This window comes from Paraburkholderia tagetis (assembly GCF_022213065.1).
Classification (GTDB): domain Bacteria; phylum Pseudomonadota; class Gammaproteobacteria; order Burkholderiales; family Burkholderiaceae; genus Paraburkholderia; species Paraburkholderia tagetis.
Map to the genome: position 1 here is coordinate 195,316 of NZ_JAKLJA010000010.1, position 14,882 is coordinate 210,197.

At 59.7% G+C, this 14,882-nt stretch carries 12 protein-coding genes and 1 tRNA gene; 7 read left to right on the top strand and 6 right to left on the bottom strand.

Going from position 1 to position 14,882, the window contains the following annotated elements:
• Window positions 1–365 precede the first annotated feature (365 nt).
• The 5 genes from L5014_RS15240 (at window position 366) to L5014_RS15260 (ending at window position 5,659) form a co-directional block, all read left to right on the top strand.
• Window positions 366–2,726 carry a cell wall hydrolase gene (locus tag L5014_RS15240; protein ID WP_238464557.1) on the top strand — a complete coding sequence of 787 codons (2,361 nt, stop codon included), beginning with the start codon at window positions 366–368 and terminating at the stop codon, window positions 2,724–2,726.
• The gene (locus tag L5014_RS15245; RefSeq protein ID WP_238464558.1) at window positions 2,701–3,282 is read left to right on the top strand and encodes a hypothetical protein; all 582 of its coding nucleotides are present in this window, start codon (window positions 2,701–2,703) and stop codon (window positions 3,280–3,282) included. Before L5014_RS15240 ends, L5014_RS15245 begins: the two co-directional genes overlap by 26 nt.
• 235 nt (window positions 3,283–3,517) lie before the next feature.
• Window positions 3,518–3,955 carry a hypothetical protein gene (locus tag L5014_RS15250; protein WP_238464559.1) on the top strand — a complete coding sequence of 146 codons (438 nt, stop codon included), beginning with the start codon at window positions 3,518–3,520 and terminating at the stop codon, window positions 3,953–3,955.
• Window positions 3,956–4,222: 267 nt separating this feature from the next.
• Entirely contained in the window at window positions 4,223–4,501 is a 279-nt protein-coding gene (locus L5014_RS15255) for a hypothetical protein (protein ID WP_238464560.1), read from the top strand.
• Window positions 4,502–5,170: 669 nt separating this feature from the next.
• A complete protein-coding gene (locus L5014_RS15260) occupies window positions 5,171–5,659 on the top strand; it encodes a hypothetical protein (protein ID WP_238464561.1) in 489 nt (162 codons plus the stop codon).
• 307 nt (window positions 5,660–5,966) lie between these two features.
• Here the strand turns inward: L5014_RS15260 and L5014_RS15265 are convergent.
• Window positions 5,967–6,057: transfer RNA gene (locus tag L5014_RS15265), tRNA-Ser, on the bottom strand.
• 50 nt (window positions 6,058–6,107) lie between these two features.
• The gene (locus L5014_RS15270; protein WP_238464562.1) at window positions 6,108–6,524 is read right to left on the bottom strand and encodes an HIT family protein; all 417 of its coding nucleotides are present in this window, start codon (window positions 6,522–6,524) and stop codon (window positions 6,108–6,110) included.
• A gap of 343 nt (window positions 6,525–6,867) precedes the next feature.
• Here L5014_RS15270 and cfa point away from each other — a divergent pair, with 343 nt between their 5' ends.
• Window positions 6,868–8,052 carry a cyclopropane fatty acyl phospholipid synthase gene (cfa, locus tag L5014_RS15275; protein WP_238464563.1) on the top strand — a complete coding sequence of 395 codons (1,185 nt, stop codon included), beginning with the start codon at window positions 6,868–6,870 and terminating at the stop codon, window positions 8,050–8,052.
• A 138-nt stretch (window positions 8,053–8,190) separates the two neighbouring features.
• Here cfa and crcB read toward each other — a convergent pair whose 3' ends face one another.
• The 4 genes from crcB to L5014_RS15295 all read right to left on the bottom strand — a co-directional run bounded on the left by crcB (window position 8,191) and on the right by L5014_RS15295 (window position 13,410).
• On the bottom strand, window positions 8,191–8,571 hold the full coding sequence (gene crcB, locus L5014_RS15280) for a fluoride efflux transporter CrcB (RefSeq protein ID WP_238464564.1): 381 nt from the start codon (window positions 8,569–8,571) through the stop codon (window positions 8,191–8,193).
• 176 nt (window positions 8,572–8,747) lie between these two features.
• On the bottom strand, window positions 8,748–10,226 hold the full coding sequence (styD, locus tag L5014_RS15285; protein WP_238464565.1) for a phenylacetaldehyde dehydrogenase StyD: 1,479 nt from the start codon (window positions 10,224–10,226) through the stop codon (window positions 8,748–8,750).
• A 33-nt stretch (window positions 10,227–10,259) separates the two neighbouring features.
• Window positions 10,260–11,399, bottom strand: a complete 1,140-nt coding sequence (locus tag L5014_RS15290) for a hypothetical protein (RefSeq protein ID WP_238464566.1) — start codon at window positions 11,397–11,399, stop codon at window positions 10,260–10,262.
• A 31-nt stretch (window positions 11,400–11,430) separates the two neighbouring features.
• Entirely contained in the window at window positions 11,431–13,410 is a 1,980-nt protein-coding gene (locus L5014_RS15295) for a primary-amine oxidase (RefSeq protein ID WP_238464567.1), read from the bottom strand.
• 235 nt (window positions 13,411–13,645) lie between these two features.
• Here L5014_RS15295 and L5014_RS15300 point away from each other — a divergent pair, with 235 nt between their 5' ends.
• A complete protein-coding gene (locus L5014_RS15300) occupies window positions 13,646–14,647 on the top strand; it encodes an AraC family transcriptional regulator (protein WP_238464568.1) in 1,002 nt (333 codons plus the stop codon).
• Window positions 14,648–14,882: the final 235 nt, after the last annotated feature.

Genomic DNA, 14,882 nt, shown 5'->3' on the forward strand with positions numbered 1-14,882 from the left:
GCAAACCGCTGCCAGAAGTATCGACGAGAAAGAATGTTTAGCTTGACTGCGGAAATAGGGTCCAGCAAGCGCTCAACGCTTACCTGATAGATGAGACGACCATTACAGTTTCCCCGTCAATCTTTCCGATGGAACTCGGCTACTGGACCATTTGACTTCGCGTCATCGCGTCCGCTTTCCGGTGCTGGCTTCGTCGCGTAACAGGACGGCGCAAATGACTGTTCGGTTCAGGAGTTGAGCACGGTGGGTGTTTGATGGTTTTTTTAACAACTATTCACGTAATTTCAGACTCCGGCCGATTGACGCTGTATGACTGCCCGCCATAGCGTGGTGCGACCCTATTCACCCAGGAGCGCACGACATCCATGACGAGCAATCCCCCACCGAATACATCACAGCCCCCGCAACCGCCGGGGACACGCCCCAGGCAACCGGCATTTGCATTTCCCTTTCTACGCAAGGCGCAAGGCCCTGCCGGAGCATCGGCCCAATTCACGGACGAGCACGACATTTACCGGTTGCTTGCCCAAAGCGAGCCGTCCGGCTCGTATCTTGTCAGCCGCAAGGGTATGTGGCACGGCGGGATTCACGTCACCGAGGCCGGAGCCGGGCGGGAACTCGATCTTGACGGCGGATTGCGCTGCATTGCGGACGGCGTGCTGATTGCCTGGCGAGCGAACAGGGACTATCCGGTCAGCGAACTGGCAGCGGATGGCAGCAACATGCCGTCTCAGGCGCCCTACAGTACGGCCTTCGCCCTGGTGCGCCACGAAATGGAGTTTCCACGCGGCACGAAGCTGACGTTCTACAGCCTGTATATGCACCTGATGTCCAGTGCGGACTACGACAGCAATTTTCCGAAGCGGCAGAAACCGTCGTACTGGTCGCGCCAGTGGCAGGTGACACAGTATGCGCAGGACAGACCGCTGCCGGGGCCTGGTGGTCAGGCCGCGGATCCGTCGCAGGCGGGGCTGCACGTGCGCAAGACGCCGAACGGCCCGGTCCTTGGCATCCTGCCGCAGGGTGCGAGCGTAACGATCAGCAACACGAAGAAGAAGCCCGGAGGCACGTGGGGTCAACTGGCGGACCTGAACGGCGCAACGCTGTACGCGCCCGTAGCGGGCGGATACGTTGCGCCCGCCGTGGCCATTCACGGCTGGATCTACCTGGGCGCGCAGAACGGAGGGCCGGTTGCAAAGGAGAGCATCCCGGATTCGATCTTCGACCGGGTCATCGTCACAACGAACCAGACGTGCGACGCGGGCGATCCGCAGGGAACTGGCGGGGGCATTGCCATCAAGGCGGGAGACCTGATCGGGCACCTTGGGCGTTACGACTCGCTGGAGCGGTGCACGGCGGGTACGCGGATGGCGCACATCGAAGTGTTCTGCGACGAGAGCATCAAGCCGTTCATCACGGCTGGACGCGCGTGGGTCAACAGCAACTGCGCGAACGCGACGCAATGGAGCCAACAGGGCTTGCCTGCCGATCCGACGATTTTGCGTGTTGGCCGTGGGACCACACTTTATGACAAGGATCCGCAGGGAAGTACGCCTCCGCAAAGAGGCGCGGAGGCCAGGCAAACCGACGTAATCCAGGTCGCGACGTTCGCGGCGCTGCAAAAAGGTACCGGAAACTCGTTTCAGGAGAGGACGCCCGGTAACGACGGGCAGAAACGGCGCTGGTGGAAAGTGGACGGCGCGGACATGCTGCGCAACGCCTTCTCGGGATGGGTGCGCGAGCAGAGCTTTGCCGGTGGCCGCGTGACCCGCGAGTTTGCGCAGAGCTGGATCGATTTCGAGTGCCATGGCGAGGACCACGATCCGGCGCACACCATTTTCGCTACGACTGGCGATTATGTGGACTATGCGCTGGGCAGCGATACGCCCGAAGCGGGTTCGCTTGGCAAGCTCAGTCCACTCATGGCGGCAATTTACCGTGCCCTGTATCCGGAGGGTAACGGCCTTCGCGCGGCAGACCAACTCCGCGGTTCGGGGCAGGAGACTCGGGGCGCCGGGTTTCCGTGGATTGCTTTTCGGGCATCACGTCTCATCCCGAAGCACGAAAGTGAATGGGCCAATCCGGCGAAGTGGCAGGAACTGATCAGTGCCATTGAGGAGCGCACCGGGCCAAAACCAGAGCATGAGGAGGAGAAAAAGCGCATCGCCAAGCTTGTGTGGTGGGACGAGGTTGCGGCTGGCGTCTCCGGTTTTCCTGGTGCCGATGTGTATCACATTAATCCGATTGGGTTGGTGGGGAATTTCAATTCATTTAATGCAATTAATGCAGAGGACCTGGATTATTTGGCTCGGACCCTGTATGGAGAGGCGAGGGGCGAGAACTATGAATCAAAGCTCGCAGTAGCGTGGGTAATCCGTAATCAAGTCCAGCGGGCACATAAAACGTATAAGCAGATAGTCACTGCGCCATATCAGTTTACGTGCTGGAGCGCCACGATCGACCCGTTGAATTACCACGCCATACAGAATCCTGCTGGTCCGGCTTGGACTGACTCTCAGCATGCGGCCGAAGAGGTGCTAAGGGCGTCCGAGTCCGCCAATATCATTCCCGGCGCGACAAACTATTACAGCCCCGGAGCGCAAGCGGCGCTTCACGCGACAAATCCAGCGCAATACCCCGCTGTGCCACCGTTTGCCGTTCCCGAAAAGCGAGTCCAGAATCCTCAAGGAGTAAGCGAGCATGCGTATCGTTTCTATCGCCCGTAGTATAGTTGTTGGGTTGGTGGCCGCTGCAGTCTGCGGCACTGCCTTTGCGAATAATATTCATGAAATCACCAATTTCTCAAACAGCGAGGCACAAATAGAAACAAATTGCTCGGGGAAAAATGTGGCTGAGAATTGTACGATCGCTTTAAGGAAAGGTGGGCACAGTCAATCACTGATGCGCTATCCGTTCCCCCCTGCTAACGTTGGACTGAGTAGTGGGATATTTTCTATTCTGTTCCCGTGCGGGACAGGATGCGCTGTAACTTTTTTCTACAGTGAAGAACTCGGCCTCAGCAAGCCATTTTCATTTGTCCTCGCTGTCAATGCGGAAAAACGAATAATATTGAGTGCATCTGACAATTTGATCTATGTATATAATATTTTTCAAGGAATAAATCGCCCTCTCGCTCGTATAAATCTCGGTTTGAAGTCAAATGCTGGTATTTTGCAGTCTATAACCGGGGCGGCATCGGAAGGGAATGGGTTTGTTATTCGCTATGTCAACGATAATGGAGATGAAAAAACGTTTCATTGGAATAATAAAAATCCCCATTGAGCCTAAGTGACGAAGACGGTGAATTCCGAATTTCCATGGAGCACTTATCTCTGAACTGCACGTAAAGCGGTAGTCGCTCAGCGGCAACCGCACTCTCACCCCAAGGTATTCTGCATTCTTGTGAAAATTTATGAATCCCGGTGATGTGTCATGAAATGTGCAATTCGTTTTTTGTGCTAGTTATTACGTTATTGGTCGGCGTGGTAAATCTCACGCGAAATCTTTTGAAATAGGAGTGAATCATCCGTTCGATCGTTTGGAAATTGCGTACCCCCATAATGGGTGCTCTTATCTGTACTCCCCCGTTGATTTTTGCGACGAGAGACATATTTCTGAAATAAAAATTGCAATTGAGAAAGATGAAATTAATTACAATGGCCATTACATCCTTTTGAGGATTAAGGAGTGGAGGCCATCCGAGCATTATGGCGATAGCGTGGTTGTGATCGACGCGGAAACGGGAGTTGTCTATCCGCTGCCATTTGATTATTTCTCTGGTCGTGTCAATATAAATAGTTCTGCGATTGAAAAAAATCCGAGATTGACCTTTTCCGTAAAAACAATCAAATATGCGTTGATGGGTCTATTCTTGTATACCGATCAAAAACAAACGGTCGTTTTTGTTTCTATTTCGACGGAAATAAATTTTCAGGGTATCACACGGAATATATGAGTAACTCCGAGGTGATTAAGGGAAAATTTTGGTCTTGAAAACTATGCCGACTTAATCCAGTTTGATGCCAAATAATTACAGGTTCATGAGAGGATGGATGAAAAAGTTAATCGATGCTTGAGCTATAATGGATGAGCAGTATGGAAATTTTGAAAAATATTCGACTGGAATTCGCGCTTGCTATCCTTTCGCATAACGTGTGTGCGTTTTCGCACGCTTTCGAAGATGAATGGGACTGGAGCGATGCACCGAGTTCACGGACTTTTTTTGATTGATCTAAAGCAGGATGGGTGCAAGCTGTACGGGCAGTATTGTGCGGTAGCGCAAAATGGCAATAAAGTGGATTGTGACGATGATGAAAATATTGATGGGGATACTGATGAGGCAGGGAAGGAGGCAATAGTCAATTTTTCATCTTTTTTTGGGGCGCGAAATGGCGTGGCGGAGATAAAAGTGAGCGATGGTCATTCGCTCTGGCATGTCCTCCAGCGCCCAACTGGTGGGGAATTTTACGCGCCGAATGATGCTGTCTTGGACAGGAACTAACATGCTCAATCAACCGTCATGCAAAACACCCGCGCCATCTACACTTCCATTAGCGGGTGGCGCTGTTCCAGCTTGGGTAGCGTGGGTTCAAGTGGAGCTGGATTAATGCCGGTACGAATAGTCGTCTGGTGAAAACGTGAAAAATGCGTAGCATGGCGGCGCAATCAGTCGACGTGCGCGCATTCGCCTAGTGCAGCGCTTCATTGAGCGAGTCGAATGCTGGAGTTCGGGGCAGGAGATTCAGGGCGCCGGGTTTCCGTGGATGGCTTTTTCGGCCCCTCATTCCGAAGAACGAAAGTGAGGGCCAATGCGGCGAAATGGCAGAAATTGATCAATGCCATCGAGGAGAGCACTGGGCCAAAGCAACAGTATGAATAGGAGCAAATTCGCATTGCGGTGACTGGCGAGGACGGTTATCAATCGTTTAAAAATTAGCATAATCGCAGGTCCCCCTGAAGATCAGCGGAATTTCATCGAAAATCCACAGCTCATTGCGACTCACGTGGAGTCTGCCTTTGTCTTTTGGTCGCGAGTTAATCTAAATTCAGTTTCGGATGCTGGAGCAGTTGCAGACGTGATGCAAATGGTAGGCGGCGCGCAAAACGGCTACGGAGAAGGGTTCGCCCGATACAATGCAATTGCCCCCTTGTTGGGGTTGACGACGGAGTGATGATGAGTATCGGTCAAATTTTTATATTGCTGGCACTTGAACTCGGTTTGATGGTTGGCGTCCGTGCGGAGGGGTTGTGTGAGGCAGGTGAGACGGTGATTTTCAACTGCGAATTGCCTAAATCTGTGTCGTCATTGTGCCAATCTGAAAATGATGGCGTTCTGACATACCGAAATGGTGCCAACGGGAAATTAAATCTGAAATTATCGGATAAAGGTAGGGGGAAGGGTAGAGTTTTTTATTTTTCTGGCACGCCATATGCCGGGGGCGGGGAGGCACATATTCGATTTTTAAAATCCGGTTATACATATTATCTCTACGACAAAGCCGTCAAAACCGGTGATGGTCAAGAATTTTCTGCGGGCGTAGTAATTTACAAAGCCAGCGGAAGGGTTGCCAATCTTGTTTGCAACAACGACGCATCTATACATGAAACTGCGTATCATGAAATTACAAAGGAGGCCTATCAGTCAATTGCTACTCAGTAGAATATCGTGAGCAGCGCTAACTTTAAATGCAGGGAAAGGTGCTGTGCCACGAAGTTCGGTAGATCTACAAGCAAGACCCGCTCAAGCGCCTTTGGGCGGGCAGGTCTGATTGTGCTTGGCATTAGACGACCTGGATAAACCGCCGGGCACGTAACGGTCTGCCGCTCATCGAGAAAGATGTGAGCGCAATCTAGATAGGGGCAGCCATGCCGCAAACTACACTAATGGTTGCGCCAATTGCCTTGCGGATTGGAAAAAGCAAAAAACCCCGCAAATCATTGATTGTGCGGGGTTTTTCACCAAATTCTGGCGGAGAGACGGGGATTCGAACCCCGGATAGGTTATTAACCTATACACGCTTTCCAGGCGTGCGACTTAAACCACTCATCCATCTCTCCAGCGGGACGCGAATTATAGCAGACTCTTGGCGACAAGGGGAGGCTGCGTCTCACAGCGCCGCGCGAATCCGCTGCGCCGTCGCTTCAAGCTCCGCCTTGTCGGCCATGTCGCGCGCGTGCATGCGCAATTCCTCGCCCCTGCGGCGCGGGATGAGGTGGAAGTGCACGTGCGGCACGGTCTGGCCCGCCGCTGCGCCATTGAACTGCGCGATCATCAGGCCGTCCGGCGCGAGCGCCTTGCGCATTGCCGCAGCCATTTTCTGCACCATCGCCATGGCGGAGGCCACCGCTTCGGGCGAAAGCTCGTAAATCTCCTCGGCCGGCTCCTTCGGCAGCACCAGCACGTGGCCTTCGGATTGCGGCATCACGTCCATGATCGCGAGCGCCGCGTCGTTCTCGCACAGCTTGATGGAGGGGATTTCGCCGCGCAGGAGTTTCGCGAAGATGTTGTTGTCGTCGTAAGCCATGGTTCCTCGGTAGTGTCTCGGGCGCGGCGCTTGCACACCGCGCGAATAAGCGCGAATCAATCAGGCGCGCTCCCGCACGGCCCGGCCAGCGTGGCCCGCCCATGTTGCAATGCGGTGCGCAGCGCCGATTATCGCCTACGCCGGGCCGCTGTCGGGGCGCCTGCAGGTTTTTTGAAGTGGGTGCATCATAAGCGTTATCGCAGCGTGCGCGACGACGAATGTCTTGAAAGCAACCTCTTGCATGGGACCGGACCGAGGAGCTCTGCATGGGATCGGAGTCATTGCCAAAGTAGCAACTCCGGTCGACAGCGAAGGCGCCAACTCCGGCTTACACGGAGAACGTATGTCAACGACTGATTTCGAAGCAGCCCAATCCACTCAATCCTCTCAACCTTCCCGCGAGGCTACCGGCTCAGGGGCCTGGCGGTTCGCCGCCCAGCTACTGGCGCGCGCCGATGTAAGGCTCAACGGCACGCGAGCGTGGGACATGCGCATACACGATCCACAGGTGCCGGAGCGCGTAGTCGCACTGGGGAATCTGGGCCTCGGCGAGGCCTATATGGACGATCAGTGGGACTGCGATCAGCTCGACGAATTCTTCGCGCATGTGTTGCGTGCGCATCTGGACGATCAAATCGATCCCGCCCGGCTCGTTTTTCACGCGCTCAAGGCGCGCCTCATGAACCGCCAGACCGTGCGCCGCGCGTGGAAGGTGGGGCAGCAGCACTACGACATCGGCAACGCTTTCTATGAGGCCATGCTCGACAAGCGCATGACCTACACGTGCGGCTACTGGTCGGGCGGCGCGAAGACGCTGGACGAAGCGCAGGAAGCCAAGCTCGATTTGATCTGCAGGAAGCTGGGGCTCAAGCGGGGCATTCGTCTGCTCGATATCGGCTGCGGTTGGGGCAGCCTCATGAAGTTCGCCGCCGAAAATTATGGCGTTTCCTGCGTGGGCGTGACGATCTCGAAGGAGCAGGCCGCGCTGGGCGCCGAGCGTTGCGAAGGTCTGCCGGTGGAATTCCGCCTGCAGGACTATCGGCTGCTCGACGAGAAGTTCGATCGCATCGCGAGCGTGGGCATGTTCGAGCACGTCGGGCCCAAGAATTACCGCACCTATATGGAAGTGGCGCATCGTTGCCTCGCCGACGACGGCATCTTCCTGTTGCACACGATCGGCAAGAACCGCCGCGATACCACGCCCGATCCGTGGGTCGACAAATACATCTTCCCCAATGGCGAGCTGCCCACCATCGGCCAGATCGCGGACGCCTCGGGCGGCCTCTTCGTCACCGAAGACCTGCACAACTTCGGCGCCGATTACGATCGCACGCTCATGGCGTGGCATGCGAACTTCGAGGCCGCATGGCCGCGCTTCGAGGCCGAGATGGGGCACCGTTTCTACCGCATGTGGCGTTATTACCTGCTGTCGTGCGCCGGGGCGTTCCGCGCGCGCGATATTCAGCTCTGGCAGTTCGTGTTCACGAGGAATGGTCTGCTGGGCGGCTATCACCGGCCCCAGGCGTGATCGCTGCGAGCGCAACGATGTGCTGAAACAGGGCGGGTCCGTTAAAGCAGGTCGTCAAATCAGGTCGTCAAAAGCGAAGGCCGCGTGCGCGAAGCGCCGCGGCCTTTCTCATGCGTGCTCGCAGGACGCGGCGCGGCTTTAGCGCATCACGGCGGCGACCGTGGCGATGCCGAGTATTGTCATCAGCACGGAGGCGCACACGTGAATGGCGATCTCGCCGGCGGCCCAGCCGAAGCGGCCATGCTGCAGGTGCGTGACGACTTCGGCGGAGAAGGTCGAAAACGTGGAGAGCCCGCCCATGCAGCCGGTGATGACGAACAGGCGCCATTGCGGCGAGATGTCGGGCAGGCGCGCGAACGCGGCGAGCGCCACGCCGATGATGTAGCCGGCGATGATGTTGGACGCGAGCGTGCCGAGCGGCAGCGTGGGGAAGACGGCGTTCAGGCGCAGGCCGAGCACCCAGCGCAGCAGCGAGCCGAGCGCGCCGCCTATGCCAACGGCGAGAATCGAGAGATACATGGTGTGGAGTCGTTGTAGGCGCAATGAAAGGCGATGCTGCATGGCCGCTCGTTGCCGGCCATGGCGTTCCGCTTTCGACTCCGGAGTTTAGCACCGCGATAGCGCTGCAACGCGCGCCGGCCGGCGCGCGCGGTCCAACTCTCGCGCTCGCCAGTAGCGGGTGCGAGCGTTTCGCATCAGTACGCGATGCAGACCGATTTCGTCTCGGTATAGGCGTCGATGATCGCGCGGCCATGCTCGCGGCCGATGCCCGAGGCCTTGAAGCCGCCGAAAGGCAGCGCCGGGTCCACCATGTTGTGCGTATTGACCCAGACGGTGCCCGCCTGCACGGCATCCACCACGCGCAGCGCGCGGTCGAGCTGGTTGGTCCATACGCTCGCGCCCAGGCCGTATTCGGAGGCGTTCGCGGCGGCGATGGCTTCCTCCACGTCGTCGTAAGGCATCGCTACGAGCACCGGGCCGAAGACCTCCTCGCGCACCACGGTGAGCGGCTTGTTGCTGGCGTTCGCGATCACGGTGGGTTCGACGAAGTAGCCCGCGCGATTGCCGTTGCCGCCGCCCGCCACGATCTCGCCGCCTTCCGCGCGGCCTTGCGCGATCATGCCGGCCACCTTGTCGCGATGGCGCGCGGAGACGAGCGGACCCATCTGCGTGGCCGCGTCGAAGCCGGAGCCGAGCACGGTGTGGCGCGCGACCTGCGCGACGCCTTCGACGATTTCGTCAAAGCGTGCGCGCGGCACATAGAGGCGCGATCCGGCGGTGCAGACCTGGCCGTGGTTGAAGAAGATCGCACCTGCCGCGCCCTGGATGGCGCGTTGCGGGTCGCAGTCGTCGAGCACGATCACGGGGCTCTTGCCGCCCAGCTCCAGCGAGACGCGCTTGAGGTCGTTCGCGCATTGCTTGCCGATGATGCGGCCCACCTCGGTGGAGCCGGTGAAGGTGACCTTGTCCACGTCCGCATGACGCACGAGCGCCGCGCCCGCGGTCTCGCCCTGGCCGGTGACGACGTTGAACACGCCCGGCGGAAAGCCCGCTTCGTGCGCGAGTTCGGCAAGGCGGATGGCGGTGAGCGGCGTTTCCTCGGCGGGCTTGAGCACGACGGTGCAGCCGCAGGCGAGCGCGGGCGCGATCTTCCATACCGCCATCAGCAGCGGGAAATTCCACGGCACGATGGCGGCGACCACGCCCGCGGGCACGCGCCGCGTGGAGGCGCTGTAGCGCACGCCGGGCGGGAATGCGAGCGAGAGGTCGACGGTGCTGCCCTCGATCTTGGTGGCCCAGCCTGCCATATAGCGCAGCCATTGCACGCTGCCGCCCACTTCGAGCATCTTCGAGAAGCCGAGCAGTTTGCCCTGGTTGAGCGTTTCGAGCGCGGCGAGTTCGTCGCCGTTGCGCTCGACGAGTTCGGCGAGCTTCAGAAGCAGGCGCTCGCGTTCGACGGGCGGCAGGCGGCGCCACGTGTCGGCCTCGAAGGCGCGGCGCGCGGCGGTGACGGCCGCGTCGACGTCGGCGTCGGCGGCGTCGGGCACCTGGGCGATTTCCGCGCCCGTGGCGGGGTTGAATACGGCGAACGTGCGGCCGTTGCCGCTGGCGCAAAAGCGGCCGTCGATGAACATCTGCGTGCGGATCGTGTGTGTGAAGTCCTGGCGGTCCATGTCGTTTCCTCGGTTCGGTCCAGTGCGTAGGGGTCAGCGAATGGGCATCGCGCTGCTCGATGAGAGCGCGGGCGATGCGGGGTGATCGGTGAAGTGTTGTGCGCGGTGTGGTGCGTGGTGTGCTGCGTGATGTGGTGCGTGATGTGGTGCGAAGTGCGAAGCGAGGTGTGCTGTGAAATGTGGTGTGTCGTGCTGCGTGAACTGCGGTTGATGCGCGTGATGCGTGCGCGTGTTGCGGCGTGTCGCGAGTGCGTATGCACACATGAGGTTGAGCGCGGCGCCCGCGAGAAAGAGCGCATGGAAGCCCTGGCCGAAACCCCACGACGTCGTAGCTAGCGCGGCGCCCGCGAGCATGCCCGCGTGATGTGCGACGCCGGGGCAGCCGGCTTGCGCCGCGCGCCCGATGCGCAAAAGCGTGGGCAGCGTGAGCGCGTCGAGCACGGCGAACGCCGGCATGGCGAAGACGGTCCACGGTGCGAGCGCATCGAGCGCATCGAGCGTTAGCGCGGCAAGCAACGCGCCGCGCAGCGCGAAGAGCGCGAGTAATGCGTAACGATGATCGACGCGCTCCGCGAGCAGGCCGATGCCAAGCGCCGCGCCCAGCGAAACGGCTAACTGCGTGAACGAGAAAGGCCCCGCACCGCACACGGCGAAGAATTGAAAGCGTGCGAGCACGCCGCTGGAAAGGCCGGCCAGTAGCGCAGGTGCAAGCAGGGCGGCGCTGCCGGGCAGCGTGGCAATGAAACCTTGCTGTACGCGTTTAAACGGAGTCCTATGAATCTTCGGGAGTCGCGCCGAAGAGTCCATCTGCCGTGTGGGCAGTCTCGACCATGCCGCTGCGAGCATGGCGAGACCCACTAACGCGAGCGCGACAGGCATGCCGGTTGAGAACGAGCCCGCGCGTGCCTGCGCCGCGGCTGCCGTCATGGCCGCCATGGTGAGGACGAGCGAGGCGGCCACCGGCACCGTGGCTCGCGAGACGAAGCGGCGCGCGAGCACCGCAGGCAGCAATGCCATGGCGAAAAGCGCTACTGCGCCGCCCGCGAGCGCAGTGCCATTCGCGTCGATTTGCATCGCGCCCAGCATGACGCCCGCCGCGAGCGCCGAGGCACCGCCCGTCACCGCGCACCAGACCCATGCAGCGGCGAGGGCGTCGTGAACCTTCTGCGTCATGTGGCGGCGCGCGCGGGGCATGGTCGCGAACTTACTGCTTGCCGTGGCAGCACGAAGGCGCTGCGCCCGGCGCACCGTCCTGCACGCTATGCGGATCGCGCCCGCCCGGCAGGTCCATGGCCGGGTTGCCGTGGAAGAAGTTGTTCGGCTTGAGCATGAAGCCGGCATACTCCACGGGCATCACCGGGAAGTCCTCGGGCTTGCACACGTGCGTATGGCCGAAGCTGTGCCACAGCACGATGTCCTCGTTCTCCACGTTGCGGTTCGCTTCGATAAAGCGCGGCAGGCCGTCGCCGCCCGCGTGCTGGTTCGGATAGTCGCCGCTCGCGTAGCGCTGCGTCGTGTCGTATGGCGTGACCCAGACGTGACGCGTCGCGAAGCCGCCGCGCTGACGCACCTTCGAGTTGGGATCCGCGAGCATCAGCGGCGAGTCGTTGATGATGAGCTTGTAGCCGGGATTCGCGCCCACGCGGTTCTTCACGTTCGGATTCACGACCTTCCAGAAGCGGCCGGTCTGGCCGTTCGCGTTGCGCGCCGCTTCCTGCTCGGTCTTGAGCACGCGCTTCGTGGTGTCGAAGACGTTGCCGTATGGGTTCTCGGCGCCCATCGGACGCGGCACGAACTCATGCTCGGTCACGGAATTTTTCTCGCCGTCCACCATCATGTGCAGCCGCGCATTGAAGAAGTGCTGATGCGTCGGGCCGCCGAGATTTTCGGTGACCATGCCGCCCCACGGGTAGTCGTCGCCATCGGCGACCGCCGAGGTCTGGATGATGCCCGTGAGCTTGCATTCGAGCTGGATCGTGCCGTCCTGATAGAAGTACCAGTAGAAGCCGTAGTCGTAATTGCCCACCGTCGCGAAGAACGAGATCACGAGGCGGCGCGAGCGGCGCATCTCGAACACGCCAGTGCGGAATTCATAGTGCTTCCAGAGCGTGCCGTAATCCTCTTCGTGCAGGCACACGGCGTTCTTCATCGTGAAGCTGTTGCCGAAATCGTCGGCGGACGGAATGTCGAAATAGCGGATCGTGCCGAGGCAATCGCAGCCGAGTTCGAGCTGGTTCGCGAGCTTGCCGAGGCCATACTCGCCCGCGTCGAATGCGCTTTTCCAGTAATGGTTTGTGGTGGGATCGGAGTAGGGCACGCACATCTCCGTCACGCTCGCGCGATAGACGATGGGGCGCGGTGCGCTCTTGCCGTCGTCCCAGCTGATCTGGTGCAGCACGAGGCCCTCGCGTGGCGTGAAGCCCACGCGGAATTTCCAGTTCTGCCAACTAACCTGCCAGCCGTCGATGGTGAAGCTCGGCCCTTCGGGCTGGCTGATGGAAAGCGGCTTGACCGTGTCGCGCGGCTTGCCGATGCTCGCCGTGTCGTAGTTGTGCTTTGCGCGTGGGATCGGGATGATGCGCCCATCGTCCACGAGTTCGATCACCTTGTGTTCGAGCAGGTCGACCACGGCCACCACGCCTTCGATCGGGTGCGCGTAGCCGTTATCGGTCACGTTCTCGCGGTAGTAGCTAACGCAGCGCACGAGGCGTCGGCCGCCCTCGTTGGCGCGATCGAACGCGCCCGCCGAGAACGGGTCGACCTGGACGCGCTCGAGATCGTCCTCGGTGAGCCCGCGCTTCTTGACGGCCTCGCGCCACGCGGGGTCGGCCTTCACGATGCGCTCGGCATTCGTGAAGTCTTCGATCATCACTGGCGGCTGGCCAAACGGTGCGCTGTGCAGCGCGAGCGCCTTGCGCGATTCCACTTTCTTTTCGCGCAGATCGACCACCAGTTCGAGCGTCTGGTTGCGGGTGCGATCGATGGCGATCGTGAAGGCGCGGCGCGAATAGTAGTTGCCGGGCTGGTACGCGACCACTTCGGCCTTGGGCGGCTCTTGCAACTCGGTGACGGGAAAGCGCGCGTGTTCGTCGAGCTGTTCGGCGGCCTTCACGATGTCACAGGCGAGCTGCATTTCGGAGAGGCTCAGCGGGTCGAGCGGATGCGAGTTCGGATTCGTGTTCATAAGCTTTTCGTAAGGATGGCGTTGGACCGCAACAGCGCGCGAATGGCAGCAGGCCGGCCTTTTTTTAGGGGCGGAGGGCTTGGCCGCATTGGGCGATGTCGTGACGTCATCGTAGAAACGCCATATTTTTTTCGCGCTTGCAAAGCGCGCCAAAGGGACGATAGAGTGCGCCATAGACAGAGCGAACGAGCCCGCGTGCGTATTCGAATGAAGTATCGGGAGAATGGAGCGAGACGTGAAAAAAGTGCCTGTCAGCAACGGTTTTCCGATGATTCGCGGCGCGGTGATGGGCCCGATCGTGCGCGCGCTGGATGCAGCAGGCGCGGACTGCGATGCATTGCTGGCCGAGTTCGGCCTGAGCCGCAAACAACTTTCTGATCCTTATGAAATCCTGCCGCTCGGGCGCTACGTGGGCGCATTCGAGCGCGCGGCGCAGGTGCTCGACGAGCCGTGGCTCGGCCTGCGCCTGGGCAACGAATTGCAACTCACCGAGCTTGGGCCTGCTGGGCTCGTGTTCATGTCGTCGCCCACGCTGGGCTCGGCCATCCGCAAGTTCACGGACGCGCTTGGCTCATGGCAGAGCGGCACGCTCGTCGATATGGTGCGAGACAACGCATGGCCGATGTGGAGCTATCGCATTGCGTCGGCGCAGATCTGGCCGCGCCGCCAGGACGCCGAATACAGCGTGAGCGCGATGTGCCACATGATTCGTCTCGTGCGCGGCGCGGCCTGGACGCCGGTCGAGATCCATTTCGAGCATGCCGCGCCTGCTGATCTCAAGCCCTATATGCGTATTTTTCGCGTGCCGGTGCGCTTTCAGCAGCCGGCAAGCGGTGTGGTGATTCATCCGCACGATCTCGATGCGCCGCTCAAGAGCGCCGATACCCAGCTCGCGCGCATGATGGAGCGCCATGCCACCGATCTCATTTCGCGCGATACGGTGCCGCACGATCTCGTTGAGCAGGTACGCGATCTGGTGACGCGGCGGCTCGCGCGCGAAAAGCTCGTGGTGGCTGATATTGCGCGGGATTTGGGGTTGTCTAATCGGTCGCTGCAGCGGCATCTGACTGAGGCGGGTACTTCTGTGCGCGAGATTATTCGTGAGGAGCGCCAGCGCAGTGTGGCGGTGCTGCGTGAGCAGGAAGGCATGACTAATGCCGCCGTCGCGCGTGCAGTCGGCTATGCGGATGCTACTGTGTTGTGGCGTGCGACGCGTAATTGGGGACGGTCGGGGTAGAGGGGGATCGCTGGGGTTCTTTTGATGCGCTCGTTTTTTCGCGTTTCCTTGTTTTCGTGTCGGTCTGCTAGCGTTGCCCCTGTGCGGGGCGGCACCTACTTTTCTTTGCGGCTGTGTACAGACTGGAGACATGGTTGACACATGTACGGGGACATCGTTGACACATGATGTTCAGGTTTTTGCTGTCTTCAGGTCAAGTGTCGTGAGGCGGTGATGCGCGAACCAGAGCTCGATG

Excerpts from the sequence above, each read along its gene's own strand:
- L5014_RS15245 (WP_238464558.1), top strand. The coding sequence starts at position 2,701 with ATGCGTATCGTTTCTATCGCCCGTAGTATAGTTGTTGGGTTGGTGGCC.
- L5014_RS15240 (WP_238464557.1), top strand. The coding sequence starts at position 366 with ATGACGAGCAATCCCCCACCGAATACATCACAGCCCCCGCAACCGCCG.
- L5014_RS15295 (WP_238464567.1), bottom strand. The coding sequence starts at position 13,410 with ATGAACACGAATCCGAACTCGCATCCGCTCGACCCGCTGAGCCTCTCC.
- cfa (WP_238464563.1), top strand. The coding sequence starts at position 6,868 with ATGTCAACGACTGATTTCGAAGCAGCCCAATCCACTCAATCCTCTCAA.
- L5014_RS15290 (WP_238464566.1), bottom strand. The coding sequence starts at position 11,399 with ATGACGCAGAAGGTTCACGACGCCCTCGCCGCTGCATGGGTCTGGTGC.
- crcB (WP_238464564.1), bottom strand. The coding sequence starts at position 8,571 with ATGTATCTCTCGATTCTCGCCGTTGGCATAGGCGGCGCGCTCGGCTCG.
- styD (WP_238464565.1), bottom strand. The coding sequence starts at position 10,226 with ATGGACCGCCAGGACTTCACACACACGATCCGCACGCAGATGTTCATC.
- L5014_RS15260 (WP_238464561.1), top strand. The coding sequence starts at position 5,171 with ATGATGAGTATCGGTCAAATTTTTATATTGCTGGCACTTGAACTCGGT.
- L5014_RS15270 (WP_238464562.1), bottom strand. The coding sequence starts at position 6,524 with ATGGCTTACGACGACAACAACATCTTCGCGAAACTCCTGCGCGGCGAA.